We start from the raw sequence: 22,476 nt of genomic DNA on the forward strand, positions 1-22,476 counted from the left end.
AAAAATGGCACAACTGTCACTGAAACATATTCAGAAAATTTACGATAACCAGGTCCACGTGGTGAAGGATTTTAATCTCGAAATCGAGGACAAGGAGTTTATCGTTTTTGTCGGTCCGTCTGGCTGCGGTAAATCGACAACGCTGCGCATGATTGCCGGGCTGGAGGAGATCTCCGCCGGCGAACTGGTCATCGACGGCGTTTGCATGAACGACGTGCCCGCCAAGTCACGCGACATCGCCATGGTGTTCCAGAACTATGCGCTTTACCCGCATATGACGGTCTACGACAACATGGCGTTTGGCCTGAAGATGCAGAAAATCGCCCCGGCGGTTATCGAAGAGCGCGTTAACTGGGCGGCACAGATCCTCGGCTTACGGGAGTACCTCAAGCGTAAACCCGGCGCGCTGTCCGGTGGCCAGCGTCAGCGCGTGGCGTTGGGCAGGGCGATAGTTCGGGAAGCGGGCGTTTTCCTGATGGATGAACCGCTCTCCAACCTCGATGCCAAGCTTCGTGTGCAGATGCGGGCTGAAATCAGCAAGCTCCATCAGAAGCTCAATACGACGATGATTTACGTGACCCACGATCAGACGGAAGCCATGACGATGGCGACCCGCATTGTGATCTTAAAAGACGGCATTATTCAGCAGGTTGGTGCACCGAAGCAGGTATACAACGAGCCGGCAAACATGTTTGTTGCGGGGTTCATTGGCTCGCCAGCCATGAACTTTGTTCGCGGCGCCATCGACGACCGCTATTTCGTCACGGAAACGCTGCGCCTGGCGATCCCCGAAGACAAGCTCGCGTCACTGCATGCCGCAGGGTATCAGCGTAAAGCCGTGGTCTTTGGGATCCGCCCGGAAGATATTCTCACCCAGCACAGTAGCGATGAAAATATCGCGGCAAAAGTCAGCGTGGCCGAACTGACTGGTGCAGAGTTCATGCTCTACGCCACCGTTGGCGGCCATGAACTGGTTGTTCGCGCGGGAGCCGCGAATGATTATGCCGCTGGGGATAATATCGGCATCCAGTTCGATATGAATAAGTGCCATTTCTTCGACGCTGAAACCGAAGCGGCTATTAGATAAGAAAGGTGTTCGCCGGAAATACCCATTTCCGGTTTTTTTGTTTGTTACTTATAAAGGGAATATTTGATGAGTACTCTACTAAAAAGTGCTGCGCTCGTGCTGTGCGCAGGGGTTAGCTGTGCACATGCAACAGAAACGGCTAAACAGTGGGAATTTAATATTGGCGCGATGTATGAAATAGAAAACGTCGAAGGCCAGGGGGAGGATAAAGACGGGTTATATGAACCTTCCGTGTGGTTTAATGCAACCTGGGATGCCTGGACTATTTCGCTGGCAATGTATCAGGAAGGGCCGGTTGATTACAGCAGTATGACCCGTGGAACTTATTTTGACCGTCCTGAATTTGAATTACGCTATCGCTTTATCGGAACCGATGATTTTACGTTTGGTCTGACCGGCGGCTTCCGTAATTATGGTTATCACTTTAAAGATGAACACGGTGCCAGAGACGGCAGCGCAAATATGCAGCGCTATAAAATTCAGCCTGACTGGGATATAAAATTAACCGACGACTGGCGTTTTGGCGGCTGGTTTGCCATGTATCAATTTGCCAACGATCTGGAAAAAACCGGCTATTCAGACAGCCGCGTCGAAACCGAAACGGGCTTTACCTGGACCATTAATGAAACCTTTGCCGCTAAAGTAAATTACTATTTAGAGCGCGGTTTCAATATGGACGGTTCACGTAATAACGGCGAGTTCTCCACCCAGGAAATTCGCGCCTATCTCCCTATTTCGTTGGGCCAGACGACCTTAACGCCTTACACGCGACTGGGGCTCGATCGCTGGTCGAACTGGGACTGGCAGGACGATCCTGAGCGGGAAGGACATGATTTCAACCGCCTGGGTATGCAGTACGCCTATGACTTCAACAACGGTTTATCCATGACGCTTGAATACGCCTATGAATGGGAAAACCATGACGAGGGCGAAAACGACCGCTTCCACTATGCGGGCGTTGGGGTAAATTACGCGTTCTGACCAAGGGGCTTCCAGGGGCTACAAGCCCCTGGTTTTAGCGCAGCGAGGCCGCCAGTAAAAAATGGGTATCGACAAGCACTTTTTGCGGGGCGGGATGGCCCGCGATACGCCTGAAGAGAAGATCGCAGCTCTCTTCCCCGAGTTTTCGGGTAGGGATATCAAAGCCGCCAGGGGCGGGCGTTAAAATGAGAGACAGCATCGGGTCGCTGTATCCGGCTATCACCACCTGTTCCGGAATCATCAGATTCAACTCATCCGCCGCGCGATAAAGGCCGAGTAATTTCATGCTGTCGGTAGCAAATACGGCATCAGGCGGCGTGGGTGATGAGAGCAATTCCAGAGCCGCTTTAAGCGCACTCTCATGGGTATAACCGCCGTCCATGATCCAGTCCGGGTTAATGGCAATATGGTGCTTTTCCAGACTGGCTTTATAACCCGCCAGGCGATCGATCGAAACATGATAATCAAGCGGCGCATGCAGACAGGCAATTTTCTTGCGGCCGTTTTTAATAAAGGTTTCCGTCAGCGTGGCGCTGTCATGAAAATTATCCGTGTCGACGGAGTAAATATTCTGATACTCACCTTCCACTTTACCGATAACCACTACCGGTACGCCATACGCATCCAGCGTGGTGAAAAAGGATTCATTTGCGGGCGAACTCAGCATGATGATCCCTTTGATCATCTTCTGTTTTATTTTACTCACGCATTTCAGCAGATCGTCTTCACTGCTTTTTGAGGTTTGTAAAATAACATCGAATCCTTCTTCTTCCGCTTTTGCCGTAATGGCATGAAGAACATCGGAGAAAAAAGGGTTGCCGGCAGTGGTTTTGGTTGAACGGGTCGAAATAACCATAATGGCATCGAATCCTGAAGAGGTCAGGGCGCGAGCCAGTTTGTTGGGCTGATAATTTAATTCATCAATCGCCTTCAGCACTTTGTCACGTGCTTCGGGAGAAATATTCGTTTGTTTATTCAGAACGCGGGAAACGGTTGATTTCGATACGCCCGCAACCCGTGCGATATCATAAATGGTGGGTGACATACACCTTACTCACTCAGAACTGACAGCAATGTCGTTCATCTTACTGGAGAAAAAACGGCAATAGCAATAAATAAGAATTGATAATCAACGATCTGCCCCCATTTATTGTATTCTGAAGCCATGCATTCAAGGCTTCCAGGCAACGAAGGACGGCGATGAAGCGACTTAAAAACGAAATCAATTCACTGGTAAACCGCGGCGTTGACCGTCATCTGCGACTGGCGGTGACAGGATTGAGCCGCAGCGGTAAGACGGCGTTTATCACCGCGATGGTGAACCAGCTCCTGAACCTGCACGCCGGGGCGCGTCTGCCGTTGCTTGGCGCGGTGCGGGAAGAGCGTTTGCTGGGCGTTAAGCGCGTCCCTCAGCGCGATTTTGGTATTCCCCGTTTTACCTATGACGAAGGGCTGGCGCAGCTTTATGGCGATCCGCCCGCGTGGCCGACGCCGACGCGAGGGGTCAGTGAAATTCGTCTTGCGTTGCGTTTCCGCTCGAATGAATCCCTGATGCGCCATTTCAAGGATACCTCCACGCTATACCTTGAAATCGTCGATTACCCCGGCGAATGGCTGCTCGACCTGCCAATGCTGGCGCAGGATTACCTCAGCTGGTCACGCCAGATGACGGGATTGCTGCAGGGGCAGCGCGCCGGGTGGTCAGCCAAATGGCGCCAGCTGTGTGAAGGGCTGGATCCGCTTGCCCCAGCAGATGAAAACCGCCTGGCGGCCATTGCCGACGCCTGGACGGCGTATTTACACCAGTGTAAACAGGAAGGGTTACACTTCATTCAGCCGGGGCGCTTTGTTCTGCCGGGTGATTTAGCAGGCGCGCCTGCGCTTCAGTTTTTCCCCTGGCCAGATGTGGACGGGGTTGGCGAGTCGACGCTGGCGCAGGCTGATAAGCACACTAACGCCGGGATGCTGCGCGAGCGTTACCATTACTACTGTGAAAAAGTGGTTAAGGGATTTTATAAGAACCACTTTTTACGATTTGACCGTCAGATTGTGCTGGTGGATTGTCTGCAGCCGCTCAACAGCGGGCCACAGGCATTCAACGATATGCGCCTTGCCCTGACGCAGCTGATGCAAAGTTTTCACTACGGGCAGCGGACGCTGTTCCGCCGTCTTTTCTCACCGGTGATCGACAAACTGCTCTTTGCGGCCACAAAAGCCGATCACGTCACGGTCGATCAGCATGCCAATATGATGTCGCTGCTGCAGCAGCTGGTGCAGGACGCCTGGCAAAACGCCGCCTTCGAAGGGATCAGCATGGATTGCCTTGGGCTCGCATCGGTGCAGGCGACGCAAAGTGGGCTGATTGACCTTAACGGCGAGAAAATACCGGCATTACGCGGGAACCGACTCAGCGACGGTGAACCGCTTACCGTGTATCCGGGCGAAGTGCCTGCGCGGCTGCCGGGTCAGGCCTTCTGGCAGAATCAGGGCTTCCAGTTTGAAGCCTTCCGCCCGCAGACAATGAGCGTCGACAGGCCATTACCGCACATCCGTCTGGATGCGGCGCTGGAGTTTTTGATTGGAGATAAATTGCGATGACGGAACCGTTAAAACCGCGCATTGACTTTACCGGAACGCTTGAGCAGGACGCTCAGGAGGCGTTCAAAACGGCGCAGACGTTCAGCGGAACCCAGGCCGATAACTTTGCCCCGGCGCTGCAGGACGAGCCCGCTGTTGAGGACGGTCCGGCGGAGGCGGTCGTGGACGCCGCGCTGCGTCCAAAACGCAGCCTGTGGCGCAGGATGGTTACCGCCGGTCTGGGGCTGTTTGGCGTAAGCGTGGTGGCTCAGGGCGTGCAGTGGACGATGAATGCCTGGCAAACTCAGGACTGGGTCGTGCTGGGCGGATGCGCCGCGGGCGCGCTGATTGTGGGGGCGGGCGTCGGGTCGGTTGCCACCGAGTGGCGTCGGCTGTGGCGTTTGCGCCAGCGCGCGCACGAGCGTGATGAAGCGCGGGATCTGCTCCACAGCCACGGCACCGGGAAAGGTCGCGCATTCTGTGAAAAGCTGGCCAGTCAGGCGGGAATCGATCAGTCGCACCCGGCGCTTCAGCGCTGGTACGCCGCCATCCACGAGACCCAGAATGACCGGGAAGTGGTGACGCTCTATTCCCACATGGTTCAGCCGGTGCTGGATGCTCAGGCGCGGCGCGAAATCAGCCGGTCTGCGGCGGAATCCACCCTGATGATTGCCGTCAGCCCGCTGGCGCTGGTCGATATGGCCTTTATCGCATGGCGTAACCTGCGTCTGATCAACCGTATTGCGAACCTTTACGGTATAGAGCTGGGTTACTACAGTCGGCTCAGACTGTTTAAGCTGGTCCTGCTCAATATCGCGTTTGCCGGGGCGAGTGAGCTGGTGCGCGAAGTGGGAATGGACTGGATGTCGCAGGATCTGGCGGCGCGTCTCTCTGCCCGTGCGGCTCAGGGCATCGGTGCGGGATTATTAACCGCACGCCTGGGGATTAAAGCGATGGAAGTCTGCCGTCCGCTGCCCTGGATTGACGGCGATAAGCCCCGGCTGGGGGATTTCAGGCGTGAACTGATCGGCCAGCTCAAAGAGACGCTCAATAAAAAACCTGCTCCGTGAGGTTTTGTTCACTAATCGTGCTGGCTGTCAATATTTGTTGACAGCCATCTTCCGGATCACCGTGTTCTGACATATCATTTTACTGTTATTGGCTTAAAACGGTGAATTTCCCATGCGTCTTGAAGTCTTCTGTGAAGACCGTCTCGGTCTGACCCGCGAATTACTCGATCTTCTTGTTTTACGTAGCATTGATTTACGTGGCATTGAGATCGATCCTGTCGGGCGAATTTACCTCAATTTTGCCGAAATTGAATTTAATACCTTCAGCAGCCTGATGGCGGAAATCCGCCGTATCGCTGGCGTTACGGATGTGCGCACCATTCCCTGGATGCCGTCCGAGCGTGAGCATCTGGCGCTGAGCGCGCTGCTGGAAGCCATGCCTGAGCCGTTCCTCTCCCTGGATTTGAAAAGCAAAGTTGAGCGCGTTAACCACGCGAGCTGCCAGCTTTTCGCACAGAGTCAGGAGAAGCTGAGCAATCATCACGCCGCGCAGCTGATCCCCGGTTTTAACTTCCAGCGCTGGCTGGACAGCAATCCGCAGAACACGCACAGCGAGCATGTGGTGATTAACGGGCAGAATTTCCTGATGGAGATCACGCCGGTCTATCTGAAAGGGGAAGGGAATACCCGCGTGTTGACCGGGGCGGTGATCATGCTGCGCTCGACGCTACGCATGGGTCGTCAGCTGCAAAACCTCTCCAGTCAGGACCTTGGCGCGTTCAGCCAGATTATTGCCGTCAGCCCGAAAATGCGTCATGTGGTTGATCAGGCGCGTAAGCTCGCAAGCCTGACCGCGCCGCTGTTGATTACCGGGGATACCGGCACCGGGAAAGACCTGCTGGCTCACGCCGTGCATCTGGCGAGCCCGCGTGCGGCCAAGCCTTATCTGGCACTTAACTGCGCCTCGATTCCGGAAGATGCCGTTGAAAGCGAGTTGTTTGGTCACGCGCCGGAGGGCAAGAAAGGGTTCTTCGAGCAGGCTAACGGCGGCTCCGTGCTGCTGGATGAGATCGGCGAAATGTCGCCGCGTATGCAGGCTAAGCTGCTGCGTTTCCTGAATGACGGCACGTTCCGCCGCGTCGGTGAGGATCACGAAGTACATGTGGACGTGCGCGTCATTTGCGCCACCCAGAAGAATCTGGTGGAACTGGTGCAAAAGGGGATCTTCCGCGAGGATCTCTATTACCGCCTTAACGTCCTGACGCTGAACATTCCGCCGCTGCGCGATTGCCCGCAGGACATCATGCCGCTTACGGAGCTGTTCGTCGCCCGCTTTGCCGACGAGCAGGGTGTGCCGCGTCCGAAGCTGTCTGCCGATCTGGGCACGGTGCTCATGCGCTACGGCTGGCCGGGCAACATTCGTCAGCTTAAAAACGCCGTTTATCGCGCGCTGACCCAGCTTGAAGGGTATGAGCTGCGTCCGCAGGATATCCTGTTGCCAGATTACGACGCCGGGACGGTATCCGTAGGCGAAGAGGCGATGGAAGGGTCGCTGGATGATATCACCAGCCGTTTCGAGCGCTCTGTACTGACGCAGCTGTACCGCAGCTATCCCAGCACCCGCAAGCTGGCAAAACGTCTTGGCGTCTCGCACACCGCGATCGCGAATAAGCTGCGTGAGTACGGTTTGAATCATAAGAAAGGTGACGAATAACAAAAAAGCCTCTGCAAAGAGGCTTTTTACTTTACGTTTATTCCTTCGCCATCGGCGTGTTAACGATTTCTGTTTTTGTCTCTCCCTGTATCGACGCAATCCTGTTTTCGACCTCTTTCACCTGCTGCGGGCTGTGCAGCAGGGTATAGGTCAGATCAAACTGCGCGCTGGCGCCTGGCTCCAGTTGCTTAACCCGCTTCTGTTCGCGTTCAATCGTGACGGGGTAGGCGTAGCTGGTGCCCGGTTCAATGCCCGTGACATAACCCTGCTTCAGCGTGTCGGTGTTTTTCCATAAGGTCAGCACGGGCAGCTGGCGCGTATCAAACTGGATGGATGCGCCTTTATCGCCGGCTTTATTGACCACTGCCGCGAGCGTTTCATGGTTGTTGTCGGCGAGCGGCTGAATGTTAAAGACCATCTCATCAAAGCCTTTTGTCGGCCCGGCGTAGGTTTGCCAGTCGTTAACGCCCGCTTTGGCGTAGTCATTGAATGGGCTCACGCTCGCCGCTGGCGCAAGGAAACGTGCGCCTTCTTCGAGGATCGGTGTCCCGAAGTTGCTGTGATAGATGATTTGATAATCGTGAGGGTAATCGGCATGGTTGGTCAGAACATCATGCAGGCTGAAGTGGTTAGTTCCGGGAACGTAGCGCAGTTCGGTCATGGTTTGCAGATCCGCTTTTTTGAACGTGCTCTCTTTGATCAAACCCCGAACGCGGATCTCATGCGGGGCGGTATCCGCCACCTCAACTTCCACCTGCGATACCGGTGTATTTCCGGCCCTGCCGTGAAGGGTATAAATTTGTCCATCTGCGGTGACCGGATGACCTGTCCACTCGTAGCCACAGCGCACCATCATCTCGTTGAAACCATCCAGCCAGCCGAGACCGTTTCGGCTTTCAAGATTGATATAGGCAGGATTGACGACCTCTTTGACGGGTGAATTCCATCCCAGCCGGGTGCCAAACCCTTCAACGTGCAGAAGGTTCATGCCGCGTGTCGGGCTTAGGGTAATCGTCAGGCCATCTTTACTGCTAATAATGATGACTTTACTGCCTTCCTGCTTGCCGCCGTGTAAGATTTTTTGCTCAATGCTGAACGTCTGATCTTTAACTTTCAGCTCATCACTGGAAATCTTCCAGTTTCCTTTCTCTACGCTGCTTTCAGCACTTGTCAGCACCCAGGTTTTAGCCGCGGCATGGCCAGAAACCAGAACCGCAAGGAGCGTAAAAGCGAATTTGATCTTCATATTTTATCCTTTTTGCTGAAACGATTATTTTCTTTCGTAAGCAAATCTAATGTTTAGACAAAAAGGGAAATGTGATGGGCTTCACTCGGGATGAAAATAGGGGATTTTAACGATTATTATGCGTTGTTGATCACGATCATGTTACATGTTGCTCTTATTATTGCAGGATTAATGTGACATACGAGCGTTTAAGCTTTAACGATTCAGCTTTGAAATAATAAAAAACCCCGCCGAAGCGAGGTTGAGAATAAGTTGTATAGAATGCTAAGGACTTATTATGCTTTCAGCACGTCCAGCGCGGCAGTGTAGTCCGGCTCGGTGGTGATTTCGTTAACCAGTTCGCTGAAGACGACAGTGTCGTTTTCGTCCAGAACCAGTACAGCACGTGCTGCCAGACCTTTCAGTGGGCCTTCCGCAATGCTAACGCCGTATTTCTCGAGGAAATCTGCGCTGCGCAGGGTGGAAAGGGTAATAACGTTGCTCAGGCCTTCGGCACCGCAGAAACGGGACTGGGCAAATGGCAGGTCAGCGGAAATGCACAGCACAACGGTGTTGTCCATTTCAGTCGCCAGCTGGTTGAATTTACGCACGGATGCGGCACAAACACCAGTATCAATGCTTGGGAAAATGTTCAGTACTTTGCGTTTGCCCGCAAACTGAGCCAGTGTGACGTCAGACAGATCTTTAGCCACCAGGGTAAATGCCTGCGCTTTGCTGCCAGCCTGCGGAATGGAACCTGCTACAGCAACCGGGTTGCCCTGGAAATGAACGAGTTGTGACATAGATATCTTCCTGTTTACATATAGTTAACGTCGTGGCTAGTGTATGCCATCAGCAGATAACACGGCAAACCAAATTTTTCGCCTTTCCGGGCCGCAAGGAGTCAGTGATGAGAAGCGTTAAGGTCTATGAAGAAGCCTGGCCATTGCATACCCCGTTTGTGATCTCTCGTGGCAGCCGAAGTGAAGCCAGCGTGGTCGTGGTTGAAATTGAAGAAGAGGGGGTGAAAGGCGTCGGAGAATGTACGCCTTATCCGCGCTATGGGGAAAGCCTTGCATCTGTGATGGCGCAGATCATGACCCTGGTACCTGACCTGCAAAAAGGGCTCACGCGCGAGGCATTACAGCAGCGTTTACCCGCCGGGGCGGCGCGCAACGCCATCGACTGTGCGCTCTGGAGCCTTGAAGCCGCTCAGCAGCAAAAATCGCTGACGTCATTGCTGGGCGTGGTCGTGCCCGAATCGATCGTGACCGCGCAAACGGTCGTGATTGGTGAGCCGGAGCAGATGGCCGCCAGTGCGAAAGCGCTCTATGACGCCGGAGCCACGCTGTTAAAAGTGAAGCTAGACGATCGTCTGATCAGCGAGCGGATGGTCGCTATTCGCTCGGCGGTGCCCTCAGCCACGCTGATTGTGGACGCCAACGAGTCGTGGCATCCCGAAGGGCTGGCAGCGCGATGCCAGCTGCTGGCTGACCTGGGGGTGGCGATGCTGGAACAGCCTCTGCCGGTAAAAGAGGATGCGGCGCTGAAGAATTTTATCCATCCGTTGCCCGTGTGCGCGGATGAAAGCTGCCATACCCGCGAGAATTTGAGCGAGCTTAAGGGCCGCTATGACATGGTCAATATCAAGCTCGACAAGGCAGGCGGACTGACTGAAGCCCTGGCTCTGGCGGCGGACGCCCGGGCGCAGGGGTTCGCCCTGATGCTGGGATGCATGCTTTGCACCTCCCGGGCGATCGGCGCGGCGCTGCCGCTGGTCAATCAGGTTCGTTTCGCCGATCTGGATGGCCCGACGTGGCTGGCGGTTGACGTTTCACCGGCCCTGAAATTTACCAGCGGCGTGCTTCATCTCTGAGGTTGCCAGCGCAGAAGCTCCATCATGGCTTTTAAGTATTTTTCGCTGGCTTCGTCGGAGGAGATCGCCGGGAATTCAGCGGTGATGCAGGGCAGGCTTAAGTCGGCACACCAGCTTCCGAATGAGCCGGGTGTTTCATACCCCACGCTGGTGACGAGCGGCAGGTCGAACGCCCGGGCCAGCCACGCGCCCAGGTCAGAGTGGCGCGGATCTTCAATGCAGGCCAGCGGGTCGTGGAAGGAGACAACCCAGGCGGGGTGGATCTTATGGATAAGCTGGCACAGCGCCTGCGTTTCCGGCTCTGAGCCAGGGTTGTCGCCCGTCAGCAGCACCACGTCTCGCTCCTCGGCGGAGCTGTTCCAGCGATAAACCGTTTCGCCAGCGCGCCAGTTTGCTGCCGGGAAATTACGGTTCAGGTCGACGCCCCGCGCATTCGCCCGCAATCCAAGCTGACAGCCATCCGGATTGACGGCAAGAATCACGTGATGACGTCGTAATGAAGGGGTCAATGTCCGCAGCGCGCACGAGAGCGTGACGACAGAGGAGTTTTCATCACCGTGTGTGCCGGCAATAATCAAACCGCTGTCGCGATCGGCATCGGGTGCCGGGAACCAGATCAGCGATGCGCCTAAAAATGAGCGGCCATATTGTTCAGCGCCCGGAGGGAAGGCGCCGCGTTCCGCGCGGGGTCGGGTGGTTGCCATACGAAATCCTGATAAAGAAGTCTCTACTGGCAGTGTTGTGCAAAAGCCGCTGTTAATCAAATAGTTTCCGTAGCGGCTGAGAATTGCCTTAAATCACTATTCAGGCGTAAGTTATTTGCATTTCTTATTGTCGAAACAAATAATTACGCATCTGCTTGTTACCTGAATTTTTTAAAGGGGATCTTATGAAGCATCCTGTTTCGCGTCTTTTCACCGCACTGTGCCTGTGCGGGCTCTCTACACTCTCATACGCTGCTGATGTGCCGCAGGGCACGGTGCTGGCGCAAAAACAGGAGCTGGTCAGGCATATTAAAGATGAACCGGCTTCGCTCGATCCGGCAAAAGCGGTGGGGTTGCCCGAGATTCAGGTGATTCGCGATCTTTTCGAAGGGCTGGTGAATCAGAACGAGAAAGGAGAGCTCACTCCGGGCGTGGCGACGCGCTGGCAGAGCAACGATAACCGTATCTGGACGTTCACCCTGCGTGATAACGCAAAATGGTCTGACGGTACGCCGGTCACCGCGCAGGATTTTGTCTACAGCTGGCAGCGTCTGGTTGACCCAAAAACGACCTCTCCGTTTGCCTGGTTTGCAGCGCTGGCAGGTATCAACAATGCGCAGGCTATCATCGACGGTAAGGCAGCACCTGATACCCTGGGCGTGACGGCGGTGGATGCCAGGACGCTGCGCGTCCAGCTGGATAAACCGCTACCGTGGTTTAGTAACCTGACGGCAAACTTCGCCTTCTATCCGGTGCAAAAAGCGAACGTTGAAAGCGGGAAAGAGTGGACGCGTCCGGGAGCGCTGGTCGGTAATGGCGCCTACGTCCTGAACGACCGCGTGGTGAATGAAAAACTGGTTGTCGTGCCGAACACCCACTATTGGGACAATGCGAAAACTGTCCTGCAAAAAGTGACCTTTATTCCGATTAACCAGGAATCGTCCGCCACGAAACGTTATCTGGCAGGGGATATCGATATTACCGAATCGTTCCCGAAAAACATGTATCAGAAGCTCCTGAAGGACATTCCGGGGCAGGTGTATACGCCGCCTCAGCTCGGGACCTACTACTACGCGTTTAATACGCAAAAGGGGCCGACGGCCGATGCCCGGGTTCGTCTTGCCCTGAGTATGACTATCGATCGCCGCATTATGGCGGAAAAGGTACTGGGTACCGGCGAAAAACCGGCCTGGCATTTTACTCCTGACGTGACGGCGGGCTTCACGCCTGAACCTTCGCCGTTCGAGCAGATGTCCCAGCAGGAGCTGAACGCTCAGGCCAAAACCTTGCTCCAGGCCGCAGGCTACGGCCCTCAGCGTCCGCTGAAGCTGAACCTGCTGTACAACACGTCGGAAAACCACCAGAAAATCGCCATTGCGGTGGCGTCCATGTGGAAGAAAAATCTCGGTGTGGATGTCAAGCTGCAAAATCAGGAGTGGAAAACCTACATCGACAGCCGCAACACCGGCAATTTTGATGTGATCCGCGCGTCATGGGTGGGGGATTACAACGAGCCCTCGACCTTCCTGTCCCTGCTGACCTCAACCCACAGCGGCAATATCTCGCGTTTCAACGACCCGGCTTACGATAAAATTATCCACCAGGCGACGCTCGAAACCACGGCGAAAGCGCGTAACACGGACTACAACATGGCGGAGAAAATCCTCATGGAGAAAGCACCCATCGCGCCTATTTACCAGTACACCAACGGTCGACTGATTAAGCCGTGGGTGAAAGGGTACCCGATTAATAACCCGGAAGACGTGGCGTATAGCCGGACGATGTATATTGAGAAGCACTAATCAGTACTGGTTTCCAGTTAACTTAAGGTATCGACACCGCCGTGCAGACCGTGACGCCAACGCAGGGCGCGGTGGTCATGGCGGACTTCAACACCCGCGTTGGGCGGCGCGTGCTGATGACGCTGCTTTACCGCGGGCTGCCGGTACCGTTCGGCGCGCAGGCGAAGCTGAAAGAAGGCGGTAGCGGGATTGTCGGTGACGATGGGCAGGTCTACCTCACCGGCGTGCCGGAGGAAGGGGACATTGCGGTGAGCTGGAACGGGGCGCAGCAGTGCGTGGTGCATTACCGCCTGGCGGAACAGCAAAACCCGTCGCCGGTAATGACGGTGACACAGGAATGCCAGGAGGCAGTGAAATGACGGTATGGCGCGTAATTATCCTGCTGGCGGGCATGGCGTTCTGCCAGGCCTCGTGGGCGTTTTGCTCGGTGACGGGAAGTTTTTCAATCAGTCCCGGCACGGTGGTGGTCCAGCGGGACGCGGTGGTGGGGCAGCCCATCAGCGACTGGCTGATGTCAAACGAAGGGGTGGCCTACCAGAACTGTAACTATGATGGTACGACGCAATACACCATCAGGGCCGGTATCAAAAACACGGGCGCAAAAGCCAGCGTCACCTGGAATGGCGAGGCGGTGTTCAAACCAGCGTAGAACGTGCGGGAATCCATCCGTGGGGCTGGATTATCAATAACTGCCTTTCCATTGCGGATACGCGTTCTCCGTTGCTTTGCCAGCGCGCCCGACAGGAACAGCCTCAGATTGAGGCTGTTAAACACCAGCACGCCAGTCGTATCGCACTTGTTCCGGTACTGGCATCTGAGCCAGCCGGTATTGAAAAACTCAGAGCATAAGCTCTGAGTCTTCTGGCAGAGTACTATTCCCCTCACCAAGTTTCAGTTGCAGCAAAACCGTGTCAAGCCAGCGACCATGTTTGAAACCAATGTCCTTTAATGTGCCTATTTCAGTAAATCCTGCACGAATATGCAGCGCGACAGAAGCGACGTTAGCACTGTCACCCACGACAGCAATCATCTGACGATAGCCCTGTGACTCGGCCCATTTTAATGCATGATCGAGCAGTGCTTTTCCGACGCCCTGTCGCTGATAAGCCGGATCAATATATATCGAATTTTCAACCGTAAACCGATAGGCATGGCGTTCGCGGTAACGGGAAATATAACAGTAGCCGATGACCGTATCGCCCTGCAGGGCGACATACCATGGGAATCCCCGAGACTGAATGCTCGTCAGCCGGTTAAGCATTTCCTGCGTATCCGGGGGGGCGGTTTCGAAGCTACCCGTACCATGCAGGACATGGTGAGCATAGATATTGCGTATCGCGGTAATGTGCTGTTCTTCAGCATTAATAATGTGCATTGTATTACTCCAGTAACGGTGTTTTATAAACTACCGGAATTCGCGACAGCGGGGGAAGTGTTTAAACTTATAACCTGTATAAGCAAAAGTTTGGCTGCAGGGAATGGGGCCGCAGCCCCATTGATTAGCCCGCCATTTTTGCCAGCGATACCGCCACCGATACCGCAACGGTCGTTTTGCCCACGCCACCTTTACCCATCGTCATTACCAGCCCTTTTCCTGTCAGGCTGAGTTCCTCCTCCAGAGAGGAAAGTTTCGGTAAATCCAGAGTGTTCTGCGTTGTCGTGGGGGGCAGTGAGGCATTACTCTCTGTGAATAGCTCCCGCAGGGCTTCCAGACCGACCAGATTAAATGGCTTCAGATACAACTGTGAGCGGGGGAGGTTGGCCAGATTCTCTGGCATAGCCAGTAGCGCTTTTTCTTCCCGAGCCAGAATACTTTGTGTCAGTGGAGCATTTTCACCCGCAAACGGCGACAGCACGCCATTAATGGCAAGGTGTTGATGCTGCAAACCGATAGCAGACAGCTCATCCTGCGTATGGGAAACTCGGAGTGCGCAAAGCGCGCTTCGTTCACACGACACATCGCGAAGCTTACTGGAAGACGGGTCTGGCACTGGAACAGTGACCTCCACATTAATGCCAGACCCTGGAGGCATCTGTCAGATGGTTTGTCCGCCCGAAACCTCGATACGCTGTGCGGTCACCCAGCGGTTGTCATCACGCAGCAGGCTGGCGACCATCGGGCCGATATCGTCGGGAACACCGACGCGCCCGAGCGCGGTCATCGCGGCAAATTGCGCGTTGACATCGGCATTGTCACGGACCAGTCCGCCGCCAAAATCGGTTTCAATCGCGCCGGGGGCAATGGTATTGACGGTAATGCCGCGCCAGCCCAGTTCACGCGCCATGTAAACGCTCAGCATTTCAACGGCCGCTTTGGCTGCCGCGTAAGCGGAAAATCCGGGGTAGGAGACGCGGGTCAGGCCGGACGAAAAGTTGACGATCCGCCCGCCGTCAGCCAGTAACGGCAAAAGCGCCTGCACCAGGAAAAAGACCCCTTTAACATGCACGCTGAACAGCCCGTCGAACTGCGCCTCGGTCGTATCATCAACGGTGGCAAATTCACCGTGACCGGCGTTGTTAATCAGGTGATCAAACGTGTCGCGTCCCCAGACTTCGGCAAGCTGTTCGCGTAGCGTGGCGGCGAATGCCGGAAAGCTCGCCGTCTGCGCCATATCAAGCCGGAGCGCGACAGCCTGGCGGCCAAGCGTGCGGATCTCTGCCACCACGGCTTGCGCCTGGTCCGCGTTTTCTCTGTAAGCGACAATCACATCGCCCCCCTGGCGTGCGATGGAAAGCGCGGTGTTGCGGCCAAGACCCCGGTTAGCGCCGGTGACAAGTGCGATTTTACTCATGGTCGATCCTCTCTGTTGGGTTGTGTCCTTACAATAGGGGGAACGCACCTGCCCGCATTGCCTGATTCTTGTTATTTTTTGCCCATTTCTCTTTTACTGGATCATTTTAGCGCCAGTTACCGCATACTATTGCTTAAAACTTGCCTGAAAGGATGGCTCATATGCACGCTGCCTTGTTCGACCTTTGCCGTCGGTATGCCGATACGCATGCTGACCGTCACGGAATTGCCGTGACGCCGGTTCCGGGTTTGACCCTTATTCGCGCGTTACACCCCGGCGAATTACCTGCGGCGATTAACCGACCGCTGATTGCGATGCTGTTGCAGGGGCGCAAACGGGTCACCACCGGGAGTGAAAGTTTTGAATATGGCGCCGGCGAGGCGATGGTGATTGCCGCCGACGTCCCGACGACCAGCCAGATCACCCAGGCAAGCCTGCGGCATCCCTATTATTCTCTGGTGCTGGAGTTCGATACCGCTATCCTGCGTGAGCTTCAGGAGGCGCTGCCCGTGGCGGTAGGGGAGACGCCCTGCATCGGCATTGAACCGATGCAGGGCGATGTGACGGACGCCGCTTACCGTCTGGCAAGATTGTTTGAGCAACCAGGGGCAATGGCGGTGCTGGGAGAAGGGCTGCGGCGGGAGCTGCATTACTGGCTGTTACGCAGCGTGCATGGCCCCGCGATCCGCGCCCTTGGCGCTGTGGACAGCCACGCCGGGCGAATCAGCCGCGCGGTGGCGATTCTGCGCAAAGAATTTATGCAGCCGATAAGCGTTGAAGCGTTAGCTGGCGTGGCGGGGATGAGCGTTTCTGTGTTCCATCAGCATTTCCGGGCGATCACCACTATTTCGCCGCTACAGTTTCAAAAGCAGTTGCGGCTGATCCACGCTCGCCGCCTGATGCTGGCAGAAGGGGCGGGAATTGCGCAGGCGGCGTATACGGTTGGTTATGCCAGCGTGTCGCAGTTCACCCGCGAATATGCCCGGATGTACGGCACGCCGCCGGGACGCGATGTCCGCAGGGTAAAAGTGAGCGCCTGAGGCAACAGTTCTTATCTGTTCGTTTTCAACCAGGCGGCAATATCCTGCGTTGGCAGATACTGTTGCGCATTCCAGGTGTCACTCATCGGCCACCACATGCCGTCGCCGCGGGCGAAAGCAACGCGATAGCGCAGCATTGGGTCGTGCGGATTTAAACGGAGCTGCTCTTGTAAATCAGGCAGCGTCAATACGCTTCGGGTGAAGGTTTGTTGTGTCACGCGTTCAACCGTGTCCGCCAGTTTTGCGTAAGAGGTCGTTTCCCCGGCGACAAAGACCACTTCATCAATGATACGCGGCTGATGCAGATAAATTTCAGTGGTCAGGCGACCAATATCCGCAGGCGACGTGACGGTGACCTGCGTTTCCCACCCTCCGAGGGCATTGATGGTTTTTTTGTCTAAATTGACCACATCAAAGGCCGGTTCGAAGAGAAAAGAGGTAAATATCCCGGTTGAAACAATCACCCATTGCGTGGTGTTCTGTTGGCGCAGCAGCGCCCTGACGTCATACTGCTCGTCCCACACTGGCTGGCCGCTGCCTTTGCCGACCACATCGTAATTCACGCCAAACTGCCAGGGGAAATAGCGCTTAACGCCCGCCTCCAGTACCGCGCGGGTAATTTTTATCTGCGTTCCGGCTCCGGCGACAAAGCCCATGCAATTGATGACCGTATCAAAATCGTGGAAGTGCGCTTTTAACGTTTCAAGCGGACTGTCTGCGATGTCGACCGCGATAAACTGCGCACCGGCATCCGCCAGCCGTTGATGAATGCGGGAACGCAGTTTGCCCTGTTTATCCCAGGATCGCGCTGACACAATAACGCAAACGGAACCATTGCGCTGTGTGACCGCCGGAACCAGCGACTCCAGCACTGATGCTCCCAGTTGTCCCGCACCCAGCACCAATACTTTCTCACCCATATGATTATTAGTTTGGTTCATTTGCACCTCTCTGTGTTAATTCGCCTTTAGATAGAGCGTACGTCAACGATCTGCTTTCGATAAGATGCAAAAGACGGGTTAGACTGTTCGTATAAATGGGATAATGAGTGGGGGCGAAATGGACAAGCTGGACGCGATGCAGGTCTATGTTTGCGTGGTGGAGAACCAGAGCTTTATCAGAGCCGCCGAAGTGCTGGGCGTGCCACGCTCGACAGTATCGCGGGTTGTTAAAGAACTGGAATCCCTGTTGGGTATTCAGCTTCTGCAACGCACGACCCGCAAACTTAGCGTGACCACAGAGGGGCGGCGCTACTACCAGGAGTGCAAAAGGGTGCTGGCCGATATCGCCATGATTGAATCGTCCTTTCCCGGCAAAGCGGCGCAGCCCAAAGGTCGTTTTAAAGTGGGGATGCCGCAATCTCTCGCCCGACATTGCATTATTCCCACGCTCCCGGCCTTTCTGCGCCAGTATCCGGAGCTGGAGTTGGTACTCTGTTCCAGCGATAGCGTGGAGGATATTATCCAGCAAGGGTATGACTGCGTGATTCGCGCTGGCAGGATCGACGATTCCACCACGCTGGTTGCCCGTCCGCTAGCCAGTTTTAGCTGGGTGATTGCGGCATCGCCCGGTTACATTGAGCGCTACGGCAAGCCTGAAAGTGTCGATGATCTACAAAAACACCATGCGGTCGGCTACCAGAACCACCGCGCCGGGCGAACCACCGACTGGCTTTTTACGCGGGAAGGTGAGGATTACACGCTGCGGATGCAGGAGACGCTGATTGTTGATGATACGGACGCCTATATTCAGGCCGGAATTCAGGGGATGGGGTTAATTCGCGTCGCCAGCTATTTCGTCGCGCCCTATGTGCACAGCGGGGCGCTGGTCACCTGCATGGATAACTTCACATACGAATTACCGCTTTCGTTAGTTTATCCGCAAAACTCGTATCTTCCGCCTGCGGTGCGCGCATTTTATGTCTGGTGCCGGAGGGCGCTGGGCCAGCCTGATGTCATTGCGAACCTTATCCTTCCTGGCTCCGCATAGCCTGTCTTAACTTTTCTTCCAGCCAGTCCAGCGCGGGATCCTGCGCCCGGCGCTTGTGGCGCAAAACGCACAGCGTAAAGGTGGGGTAATCCACAGGCGTCGCGCTGGCACGTAAGTCAAAATGCTGCTGCCAGCGCTGGGCCAGCCCCTGCGGCACTGTGGAGAAGAGCGGCATTGCGGCCAGCATCAGGGGAAAGGTCGAAAAATACGGTGTGGCGTAGCGCACCCGCCGCTGCAATCCCTGACGGGCGAGCTGTTGGTCAATGACGCCGTGGTTTGCACCGCGATAGGAGACAAGGAGATGCTCATACGCGATAAAATCACCGACCGACAATGGCCCGCTGCACGGGATCTGCCGTGGCGACCAGAGCGTAGCAACGCCCATTGTTGTTACCGGCTCGCTGAGGATTTCCCCGCTGCTCTGTTTATTCAGCGAAACGGCAATATCCACGCTGTTTTCTTCCAGCAACCGACGCACCTGAAAAGGATCCGCGTCGATAAGCTGCACATCCACGCCGGGCGCTTCCTGCATGATGGCGGGTAACAGGCTCGACATCAGCCAGTACTCGCTCCAGTCGCTCATTCCCAGCCGGAAGGTGCGTTTAGCCGTCGCGGGCGAAAAGGCCTGCCCACCAAAAATTGCCGCGTGCAGGCTCTCCATCAGCGGGTGTATATCGGCCATCAGCGCGTCGGCACGCGGCGTGGGCAACATTCCTTTGGCGCCGCGCACAAACAGCGGATCGTGAAACATGTCGCGCAGCCTTTTCAGCGCACCGCTAATGGCGGGTTGCCCTAAATGCAGCACCTCTGCGGTACGGGTGACGCTGGCCTCACGGTATAGCACCGTAAACACCGTCAGCAGATTCAAATCAATGCGGGTAATATCATTTTCGATGATTTTCTTCATCATAATAATCAATTTGAATGTTATTTATCTCCGAAGCATAGTGAATCTCATCCCGAGAAAGCAACCTGTGCGGAGGCGGTATGCAACATTATCAGATAGGTGACAGCGTTATTTTTAAAGTGTCGGAACGTGAAATTCAGCTTCCGGCGGCAGACTTGTACCCTGACTCTCTCCGGCCAAAAGATTCCGCAGTGGCCCGCCAGCCAGTTGCGCTGTCAATCCATAGCTGGGTCGTGCGCACCCCCGACGATATCATTGTGATTGATACGGGTACCGGCAACGACCGCGATCGCGGCAATAATCCGTTATATCACCAGCTCAATACGCCTTATCTGGAGAATTTTCTCGCCTCCGGCATTAAGCCGGAAGAGGTGACGCTGGTATTGCTGACCCATCTGCACACCGATCATGTCGGCTGGAATACGGTCTGGCAGGATGGCCGCTGGGTGCCGCTATTCCCTAATGCTCGCTATATCTGCTCTGAGAAAGAACTGATTCGGGTACAAAACAGCGAGCGCTACCGCAACCTGTGGCTGGATAGCCTGTTGCCGGTTATCGGGGCAGGCTTGCTTGATACGGTGGATGTCGCCGCGCAGCCCGTGTTTGGCGGCAGGATAAGCTATACACCAACGCCCGGACATAGCCCGGATCATGCATCACTGATACTTTCCTCCGCCAGCGAATATGCCTTTTTTGCCGGGGATATCGTGCATTCGCCTTTGCAGTTTACCCACCCGGAATGGAACTCGGTGTTCTGTGGCGACCATGCGCAGGCGGAAGCCTCACGGCGACGGTCGATGGCATGGTGCGAGGAACACCATGCGCTGTGGTTTAGCTCTCATTTCGCCGGACATTCGTGCGGCTGGCTGGAGGCGGATGAGAAAGGGAACTTTCGCTGGCAGGAGGCGGACGTATAGCGTTTGCATCCCGCTCCACAACAGCGGAGCCGGGTAGGGGAACTAACGGGGCGATAATAGTGGCGCGTAATCCATCTTCTGCAAGTCGTCCAGCAGGCTGGCCGGATCGGCGATGTCTTCCTGCATGCCAACCGCCTCGCGGCCGTTCTCTTTCATCGTGGGATCTTTATTAACGCAAAATAGCCTCTGTAATCACCTGTAACAGACGATCCGCGCGGGGAGCGTGTGAAGGTTGCTCGCGTAGCCAGGCGAGGGCGGCTATAAGATCAAACAGCTCAGCGCCATCCAGATCGGCTCGTGCCTTGCCCTCGGCCTGTGCGCGGGCAAGGAGCGTCGCTCCGGCCGCCCGCAGCGTCACGCATGACGCATGTAGAGCGGAATCGGGGGCGTCAATGGCGCTCATCATCGGGGTAATGACGCCGCGATGAGCGTGGGTAAAGGTAATGGTTTCCTGTAACCACTGAATTAAGGCGTCGGCGGCGTCGTCAGCCGTTAGCAGCGCTTTCGCGTGCGCTGTTAGTGTGTCAAAGCCTGAACGCAGCAGGACTTCAAGCAATGCCTCACGGCTGGGAAAGTGGCGATAGAGCGTCCCCAGCCCCACTTCAGCGCGGCGGGCGATGTCGCGTAACGACGCTTCGGCTCCCTGCTCGCGAAAGACATCGCGGGCGACGGTAATCAGGTGATCGTAATTTTTTCTGGCATCGGCGCGCATGCGGTCTCCTTGACAAGCGGAACACTGCTCCATATATTCGGAGCAGTGTTCCGTTAAATGTAACGCATTTTCGCTCGAGGAGAAAGTCATGTCGATAAACGTAATGAAGGCCGTTTTGCAACATAACCTTGGCGGGCCGGAGGTGCTGCGCTATGAAGAGGCACCGATGCCGGAAATGCAGCCGGGCGAGGTGTTGGTTCGCGTTCATGCCGTCGGGCTGAATCCACCTGACGGGTATCTGCGTGATGGCTACCGCATGCTGCCGCCGGAGTGGCAGCCCGAAATCGCGTTTCCGCTGATCCTGGGGACGGATATTTCGGGCGTGATTGTGGCGGTGGCTGATGACGTGCAGGGTTTCGCCGTTGGCGATGAAGTGTATGCGATGGTGCGCTTTCCGCAAGGGGCGGCGGGCGGTAGCCGGGCGTATGCCGAGTATGTCAGCGTGCCTGCTACAGAGGCGGCGCGTAAGCCACGCCATCTCTCTCACATTCATGCCGCCGGTGCGCCTATGTCACTGCTCACCGCATGGCAGTTTATGATTGAGCAGGGGCATGATGTCGCCAACCCGCTTCAGCCTCACCGCCATCAACCGGTACCGCTGGCGGGGAAGACGGTGCTGATCAACGGTGCGGCGGGCGGCGTGGGGCATTTTGCCGTACAGCTGGCGAAATGGCAGGGCGCTCAGGTCATCGCGGTGGGTTCCGGCGGCCACGAAGCGTTTTTGCGTGGTCTGGGCGCGGATGAATTTATCGATTATACGAAAACCGCCGCTGAGGAGGTTGTGCGCAACGTCGATCTGGTGATTGATGCCGTTGGCGGCCCCACAACGGGGCGCTTCCTGCGCACGCTGCGGCCCGGCGGCGCGCTGTTTCCGATTTTCCCGCTGGGATTTTCCGGGGCCGAAGAGGCTGCAAAACTGGGCGTGAGCATTTCGACCACTCAGGTGCGCTCAAGTGGCGAGCAATTGGCTCAGCTTGCGAGCCTGCTTGATGCTGGCGTGATTCAGGTTGCCATCGACAGCACGTTCCCGCTGACGCAGGCGCAGCAGGCCCATGAGCGGGCAGCGCGGGGTCATATTCGCGGGAAAATCGTGCTTTCTGTTGTTGACCATGACGAGATGTCAGCCATATCCGAACAATAAAA

At 55.7% G+C, this 22,476-nt stretch carries 22 protein-coding genes and 2 pseudogenes; 14 read left to right on the top strand and 10 right to left on the bottom strand.

Annotated elements, in window-relative coordinates; genetic code table 11:
- Window positions 1–4: 4 nt before the first annotated feature.
- Window positions 5–1,087 (top strand): ABC transporter ATP-binding protein, encoded by a 1,083-nt coding sequence (locus CWR52_RS22550; protein ID WP_104950813.1) that lies wholly within the window; start codon window positions 5–7, stop codon window positions 1,085–1,087.
- 66 nt (window positions 1,088–1,153) lie between these two features.
- A complete protein-coding gene (locus CWR52_RS22555; RefSeq protein ID WP_104950814.1) occupies window positions 1,154–2,068 on the top strand; it encodes an OmpG family monomeric porin in 915 nt (304 codons plus the stop codon).
- A gap of 34 nt (window positions 2,069–2,102) precedes the next feature.
- Here the strand turns inward: CWR52_RS22555 and CWR52_RS22560 are convergent, their stop codons facing one another.
- Window positions 2,103–3,113, bottom strand: coding sequence for a LacI family DNA-binding transcriptional regulator (locus CWR52_RS22560; RefSeq protein WP_104950815.1), 1,011 nt, complete (start codon window positions 3,111–3,113; stop codon window positions 2,103–2,105).
- Between the two features lie 155 nt (window positions 3,114–3,268).
- On the opposite strand from CWR52_RS22560, the gene CWR52_RS22565 reads away from it, so the two are divergent.
- The 3 genes from CWR52_RS22565 (at window position 3,269) to tyrR (ending at window position 7,369) form a co-directional block, all read left to right on the top strand.
- Window positions 3,269–4,666 (top strand): YcjX family protein, encoded by a 1,398-nt coding sequence (locus CWR52_RS22565; protein WP_104950816.1) that lies wholly within the window; start codon window positions 3,269–3,271, stop codon window positions 4,664–4,666.
- On the top strand, window positions 4,663–5,715 hold the full coding sequence (locus CWR52_RS22570) for a YcjF family protein (protein ID WP_104950817.1): 1,053 nt from the start codon (window positions 4,663–4,665) through the stop codon (window positions 5,713–5,715). Before CWR52_RS22565 ends, CWR52_RS22570 begins: the two co-directional genes overlap by 4 nt.
- Window positions 5,716–5,827: 112 nt before the next feature.
- Entirely contained in the window at window positions 5,828–7,369 is a 1,542-nt protein-coding gene (gene tyrR, locus CWR52_RS22575) for a transcriptional regulator TyrR (protein WP_104950818.1), read from the top strand.
- 37 nt (window positions 7,370–7,406) lie between these two features.
- Here tyrR and CWR52_RS22580 read toward each other — a convergent pair whose 3' ends face one another.
- Together CWR52_RS22580 and tpx are read right to left on the bottom strand one after the other, a co-directional pair.
- Window positions 7,407–8,615 (bottom strand): aldose 1-epimerase family protein, encoded by a 1,209-nt coding sequence (locus tag CWR52_RS22580; protein ID WP_104950819.1) that lies wholly within the window; start codon window positions 8,613–8,615, stop codon window positions 7,407–7,409.
- Between the two features lie 275 nt (window positions 8,616–8,890).
- Entirely contained in the window at window positions 8,891–9,397 is a 507-nt protein-coding gene (gene tpx, locus CWR52_RS22585; protein ID WP_023335907.1) for a thiol peroxidase, read from the bottom strand.
- Between the two features lie 107 nt (window positions 9,398–9,504).
- Here tpx and ycjG point away from each other — a divergent pair, with 107 nt between their 5' ends.
- Window positions 9,505–10,470 carry an L-Ala-D/L-Glu epimerase gene (gene ycjG, locus CWR52_RS22590; protein WP_069719076.1) on the top strand — a complete coding sequence of 322 codons (966 nt, stop codon included), beginning with the start codon at window positions 9,505–9,507 and terminating at the stop codon, window positions 10,468–10,470.
- Here the strand turns inward: ycjG and mpaA are convergent.
- Window positions 10,461–11,174 (bottom strand): murein tripeptide amidase MpaA, encoded by a 714-nt coding sequence (gene mpaA / locus CWR52_RS22595; protein ID WP_104950820.1) that lies wholly within the window; start codon window positions 11,172–11,174, stop codon window positions 10,461–10,463. The genes ycjG and mpaA overlap by 10 nt on opposite strands.
- 185 nt (window positions 11,175–11,359) lie before the next feature.
- Between mpaA and CWR52_RS22600 the strand changes: the two genes are divergently transcribed.
- The 4 genes and pseudogenes from CWR52_RS22600 to CWR52_RS22615 form a co-directional block, all read left to right on the top strand.
- Window positions 11,360–12,976, top strand: coding sequence for a peptide ABC transporter substrate-binding protein (locus CWR52_RS22600; protein WP_104950821.1), 1,617 nt, complete (start codon window positions 11,360–11,362; stop codon window positions 12,974–12,976).
- Between the two features lie 41 nt (window positions 12,977–13,017).
- Complete coding sequence (locus tag CWR52_RS22605) at window positions 13,018–13,335, top strand: FimD/PapC C-terminal domain-containing protein (RefSeq protein ID WP_252152174.1); 318 nt, start codon at window positions 13,018–13,020, stop codon at window positions 13,333–13,335.
- A complete protein-coding gene (locus tag CWR52_RS22610; protein WP_104950822.1) occupies window positions 13,332–13,625 on the top strand; it encodes a hypothetical protein in 294 nt (97 codons plus the stop codon). Before CWR52_RS22605 ends, CWR52_RS22610 begins: the two co-directional genes overlap by 4 nt.
- Window positions 13,610–13,825, top strand: a pseudogene (locus CWR52_RS22615) (arsenical pump-driving ATPase); the annotation flags it as partial. The gene CWR52_RS22610 and the pseudogene CWR52_RS22615, both read left to right, overlap by 16 nt.
- Here CWR52_RS22615 and CWR52_RS22620 read toward each other — a convergent pair.
- The 3 genes and pseudogenes from CWR52_RS22620 to CWR52_RS22630 form a co-directional block, all read right to left on the bottom strand.
- A complete protein-coding gene (locus CWR52_RS22620) occupies window positions 13,815–14,351 on the bottom strand; it encodes a GNAT family N-acetyltransferase (RefSeq protein WP_104950823.1) in 537 nt (178 codons plus the stop codon). The pseudogene CWR52_RS22615 and the gene CWR52_RS22620 sit on opposite strands and share 11 nt — an antisense overlap.
- A gap of 136 nt (window positions 14,352–14,487) precedes the next feature.
- Window positions 14,488–14,898: pseudogene (locus CWR52_RS22625) on the bottom strand (arsenical pump-driving ATPase); the annotation flags it as partial.
- Between the two features lie 114 nt (window positions 14,899–15,012).
- Window positions 15,013–15,768, bottom strand: coding sequence for an SDR family NAD(P)-dependent oxidoreductase (locus CWR52_RS22630; RefSeq protein WP_104950824.1), 756 nt, complete (start codon window positions 15,766–15,768; stop codon window positions 15,013–15,015).
- Between the two features lie 161 nt (window positions 15,769–15,929).
- Between CWR52_RS22630 and CWR52_RS22635 the strand changes: the two genes are divergently transcribed.
- Complete coding sequence (locus CWR52_RS22635; RefSeq protein WP_104950825.1) at window positions 15,930–16,808, top strand: AraC family transcriptional regulator; 879 nt, start codon at window positions 15,930–15,932, stop codon at window positions 16,806–16,808.
- 11 nt (window positions 16,809–16,819) lie between these two features.
- Here CWR52_RS22635 and CWR52_RS22640 read toward each other — a convergent pair whose 3' ends face one another.
- A complete protein-coding gene (locus CWR52_RS22640; protein ID WP_104950826.1) occupies window positions 16,820–17,749 on the bottom strand; it encodes an aromatic alcohol reductase in 930 nt (309 codons plus the stop codon).
- Window positions 17,750–17,867: 118 nt separating this feature from the next.
- On the opposite strand from CWR52_RS22640, the gene CWR52_RS22645 reads away from it, so the two are divergent.
- Window positions 17,868–18,797 (top strand): LysR family transcriptional regulator, encoded by a 930-nt coding sequence (locus CWR52_RS22645; RefSeq protein ID WP_104950827.1) that lies wholly within the window; start codon window positions 17,868–17,870, stop codon window positions 18,795–18,797.
- Here the strand turns inward: CWR52_RS22645 and CWR52_RS22650 are convergent.
- Window positions 18,775–19,704, bottom strand: a complete 930-nt coding sequence (locus tag CWR52_RS22650) for a LysR family transcriptional regulator (protein WP_104950828.1) — start codon at window positions 19,702–19,704, stop codon at window positions 18,775–18,777. The two genes, CWR52_RS22645 and CWR52_RS22650, sit on opposite strands and share 23 nt — an antisense overlap.
- Before the next feature lie 80 nt (window positions 19,705–19,784).
- Here CWR52_RS22650 and CWR52_RS22655 point away from each other — a divergent pair, with 80 nt between their 5' ends.
- Entirely contained in the window at window positions 19,785–20,621 is an 837-nt protein-coding gene (locus CWR52_RS22655) for an MBL fold metallo-hydrolase (protein WP_104950829.1), read from the top strand.
- Between the two features lie 169 nt (window positions 20,622–20,790).
- Here the strand turns inward: CWR52_RS22655 and CWR52_RS22660 are convergent, their stop codons facing one another.
- Window positions 20,791–21,333, bottom strand: a complete 543-nt coding sequence (locus CWR52_RS22660; protein ID WP_104950830.1) for a TetR/AcrR family transcriptional regulator — start codon at window positions 21,331–21,333, stop codon at window positions 20,791–20,793.
- Between the two features lie 88 nt (window positions 21,334–21,421).
- On the opposite strand from CWR52_RS22660, the gene CWR52_RS22665 reads away from it, so the two are divergent.
- Entirely contained in the window at window positions 21,422–22,474 is a 1,053-nt protein-coding gene (locus CWR52_RS22665; protein ID WP_104950831.1) for an NADP-dependent oxidoreductase, read from the top strand.
- Window positions 22,475–22,476: the final 2 nt, after the last annotated feature.

The organism is Enterobacter sp. SGAir0187, assembly GCF_002952735.2.
GTDB lineage: Bacteria > Pseudomonadota > Gammaproteobacteria > Enterobacterales > Enterobacteriaceae > Enterobacter > Enterobacter quasiroggenkampii.

What these genes read in the sequence shown, in the direction of transcription:
- CWR52_RS22550 (WP_104950813.1), top strand. Translation starts at nt 5, where the DNA reads ATGGCACAACTGTCACTGAAACATATTCAGAAAATTTACGATAACCAG.
- CWR52_RS22555 (WP_104950814.1), top strand. Translation starts at nt 1,154, where the DNA reads ATGAGTACTCTACTAAAAAGTGCTGCGCTCGTGCTGTGCGCAGGGGTT.
- CWR52_RS22560 (WP_104950815.1), bottom strand. Translation starts at nt 3,113, where the DNA reads ATGTCACCCACCATTTATGATATCGCACGGGTTGCGGGCGTATCGAAA.
- CWR52_RS22565 (WP_104950816.1), top strand. Translation starts at nt 3,269, where the DNA reads ATGAAGCGACTTAAAAACGAAATCAATTCACTGGTAAACCGCGGCGTT.
- CWR52_RS22570 (WP_104950817.1), top strand. Translation starts at nt 4,663, where the DNA reads ATGACGGAACCGTTAAAACCGCGCATTGACTTTACCGGAACGCTTGAG.
- tyrR (WP_104950818.1), top strand. Translation starts at nt 5,828, where the DNA reads ATGCGTCTTGAAGTCTTCTGTGAAGACCGTCTCGGTCTGACCCGCGAA.
- CWR52_RS22580 (WP_104950819.1), bottom strand. Translation starts at nt 8,615, where the DNA reads ATGAAGATCAAATTCGCTTTTACGCTCCTTGCGGTTCTGGTTTCTGGC.
- tpx (WP_023335907.1), bottom strand. Translation starts at nt 9,397, where the DNA reads ATGTCACAACTCGTTCATTTCCAGGGCAACCCGGTTGCTGTAGCAGGT.
- ycjG (WP_069719076.1), top strand. Translation starts at nt 9,505, where the DNA reads ATGAGAAGCGTTAAGGTCTATGAAGAAGCCTGGCCATTGCATACCCCG.
- mpaA (WP_104950820.1), bottom strand. Translation starts at nt 11,174, where the DNA reads ATGGCAACCACCCGACCCCGCGCGGAACGCGGCGCCTTCCCTCCGGGC.
- CWR52_RS22600 (WP_104950821.1), top strand. Translation starts at nt 11,360, where the DNA reads ATGAAGCATCCTGTTTCGCGTCTTTTCACCGCACTGTGCCTGTGCGGG.
- CWR52_RS22610 (WP_104950822.1), top strand. Translation starts at nt 13,332, where the DNA reads ATGACGGTATGGCGCGTAATTATCCTGCTGGCGGGCATGGCGTTCTGC.
- CWR52_RS22620 (WP_104950823.1), bottom strand. Translation starts at nt 14,351, where the DNA reads ATGCACATTATTAATGCTGAAGAACAGCACATTACCGCGATACGCAAT.
- CWR52_RS22630 (WP_104950824.1), bottom strand. Translation starts at nt 15,768, where the DNA reads ATGAGTAAAATCGCACTTGTCACCGGCGCTAACCGGGGTCTTGGCCGC.
- CWR52_RS22635 (WP_104950825.1), top strand. Translation starts at nt 15,930, where the DNA reads ATGCACGCTGCCTTGTTCGACCTTTGCCGTCGGTATGCCGATACGCAT.
- CWR52_RS22640 (WP_104950826.1), bottom strand. Translation starts at nt 17,749, where the DNA reads ATGAACCAAACTAATAATCATATGGGTGAGAAAGTATTGGTGCTGGGT.
- CWR52_RS22645 (WP_104950827.1), top strand. Translation starts at nt 17,868, where the DNA reads ATGGACAAGCTGGACGCGATGCAGGTCTATGTTTGCGTGGTGGAGAAC.
- CWR52_RS22650 (WP_104950828.1), bottom strand. Translation starts at nt 19,704, where the DNA reads ATGAAGAAAATCATCGAAAATGATATTACCCGCATTGATTTGAATCTG.
- CWR52_RS22655 (WP_104950829.1), top strand. Translation starts at nt 19,785, where the DNA reads ATGCAACATTATCAGATAGGTGACAGCGTTATTTTTAAAGTGTCGGAA.
- CWR52_RS22660 (WP_104950830.1), bottom strand. Translation starts at nt 21,333, where the DNA reads ATGCGCGCCGATGCCAGAAAAAATTACGATCACCTGATTACCGTCGCC.
- CWR52_RS22665 (WP_104950831.1), top strand. Translation starts at nt 21,422, where the DNA reads ATGTCGATAAACGTAATGAAGGCCGTTTTGCAACATAACCTTGGCGGG.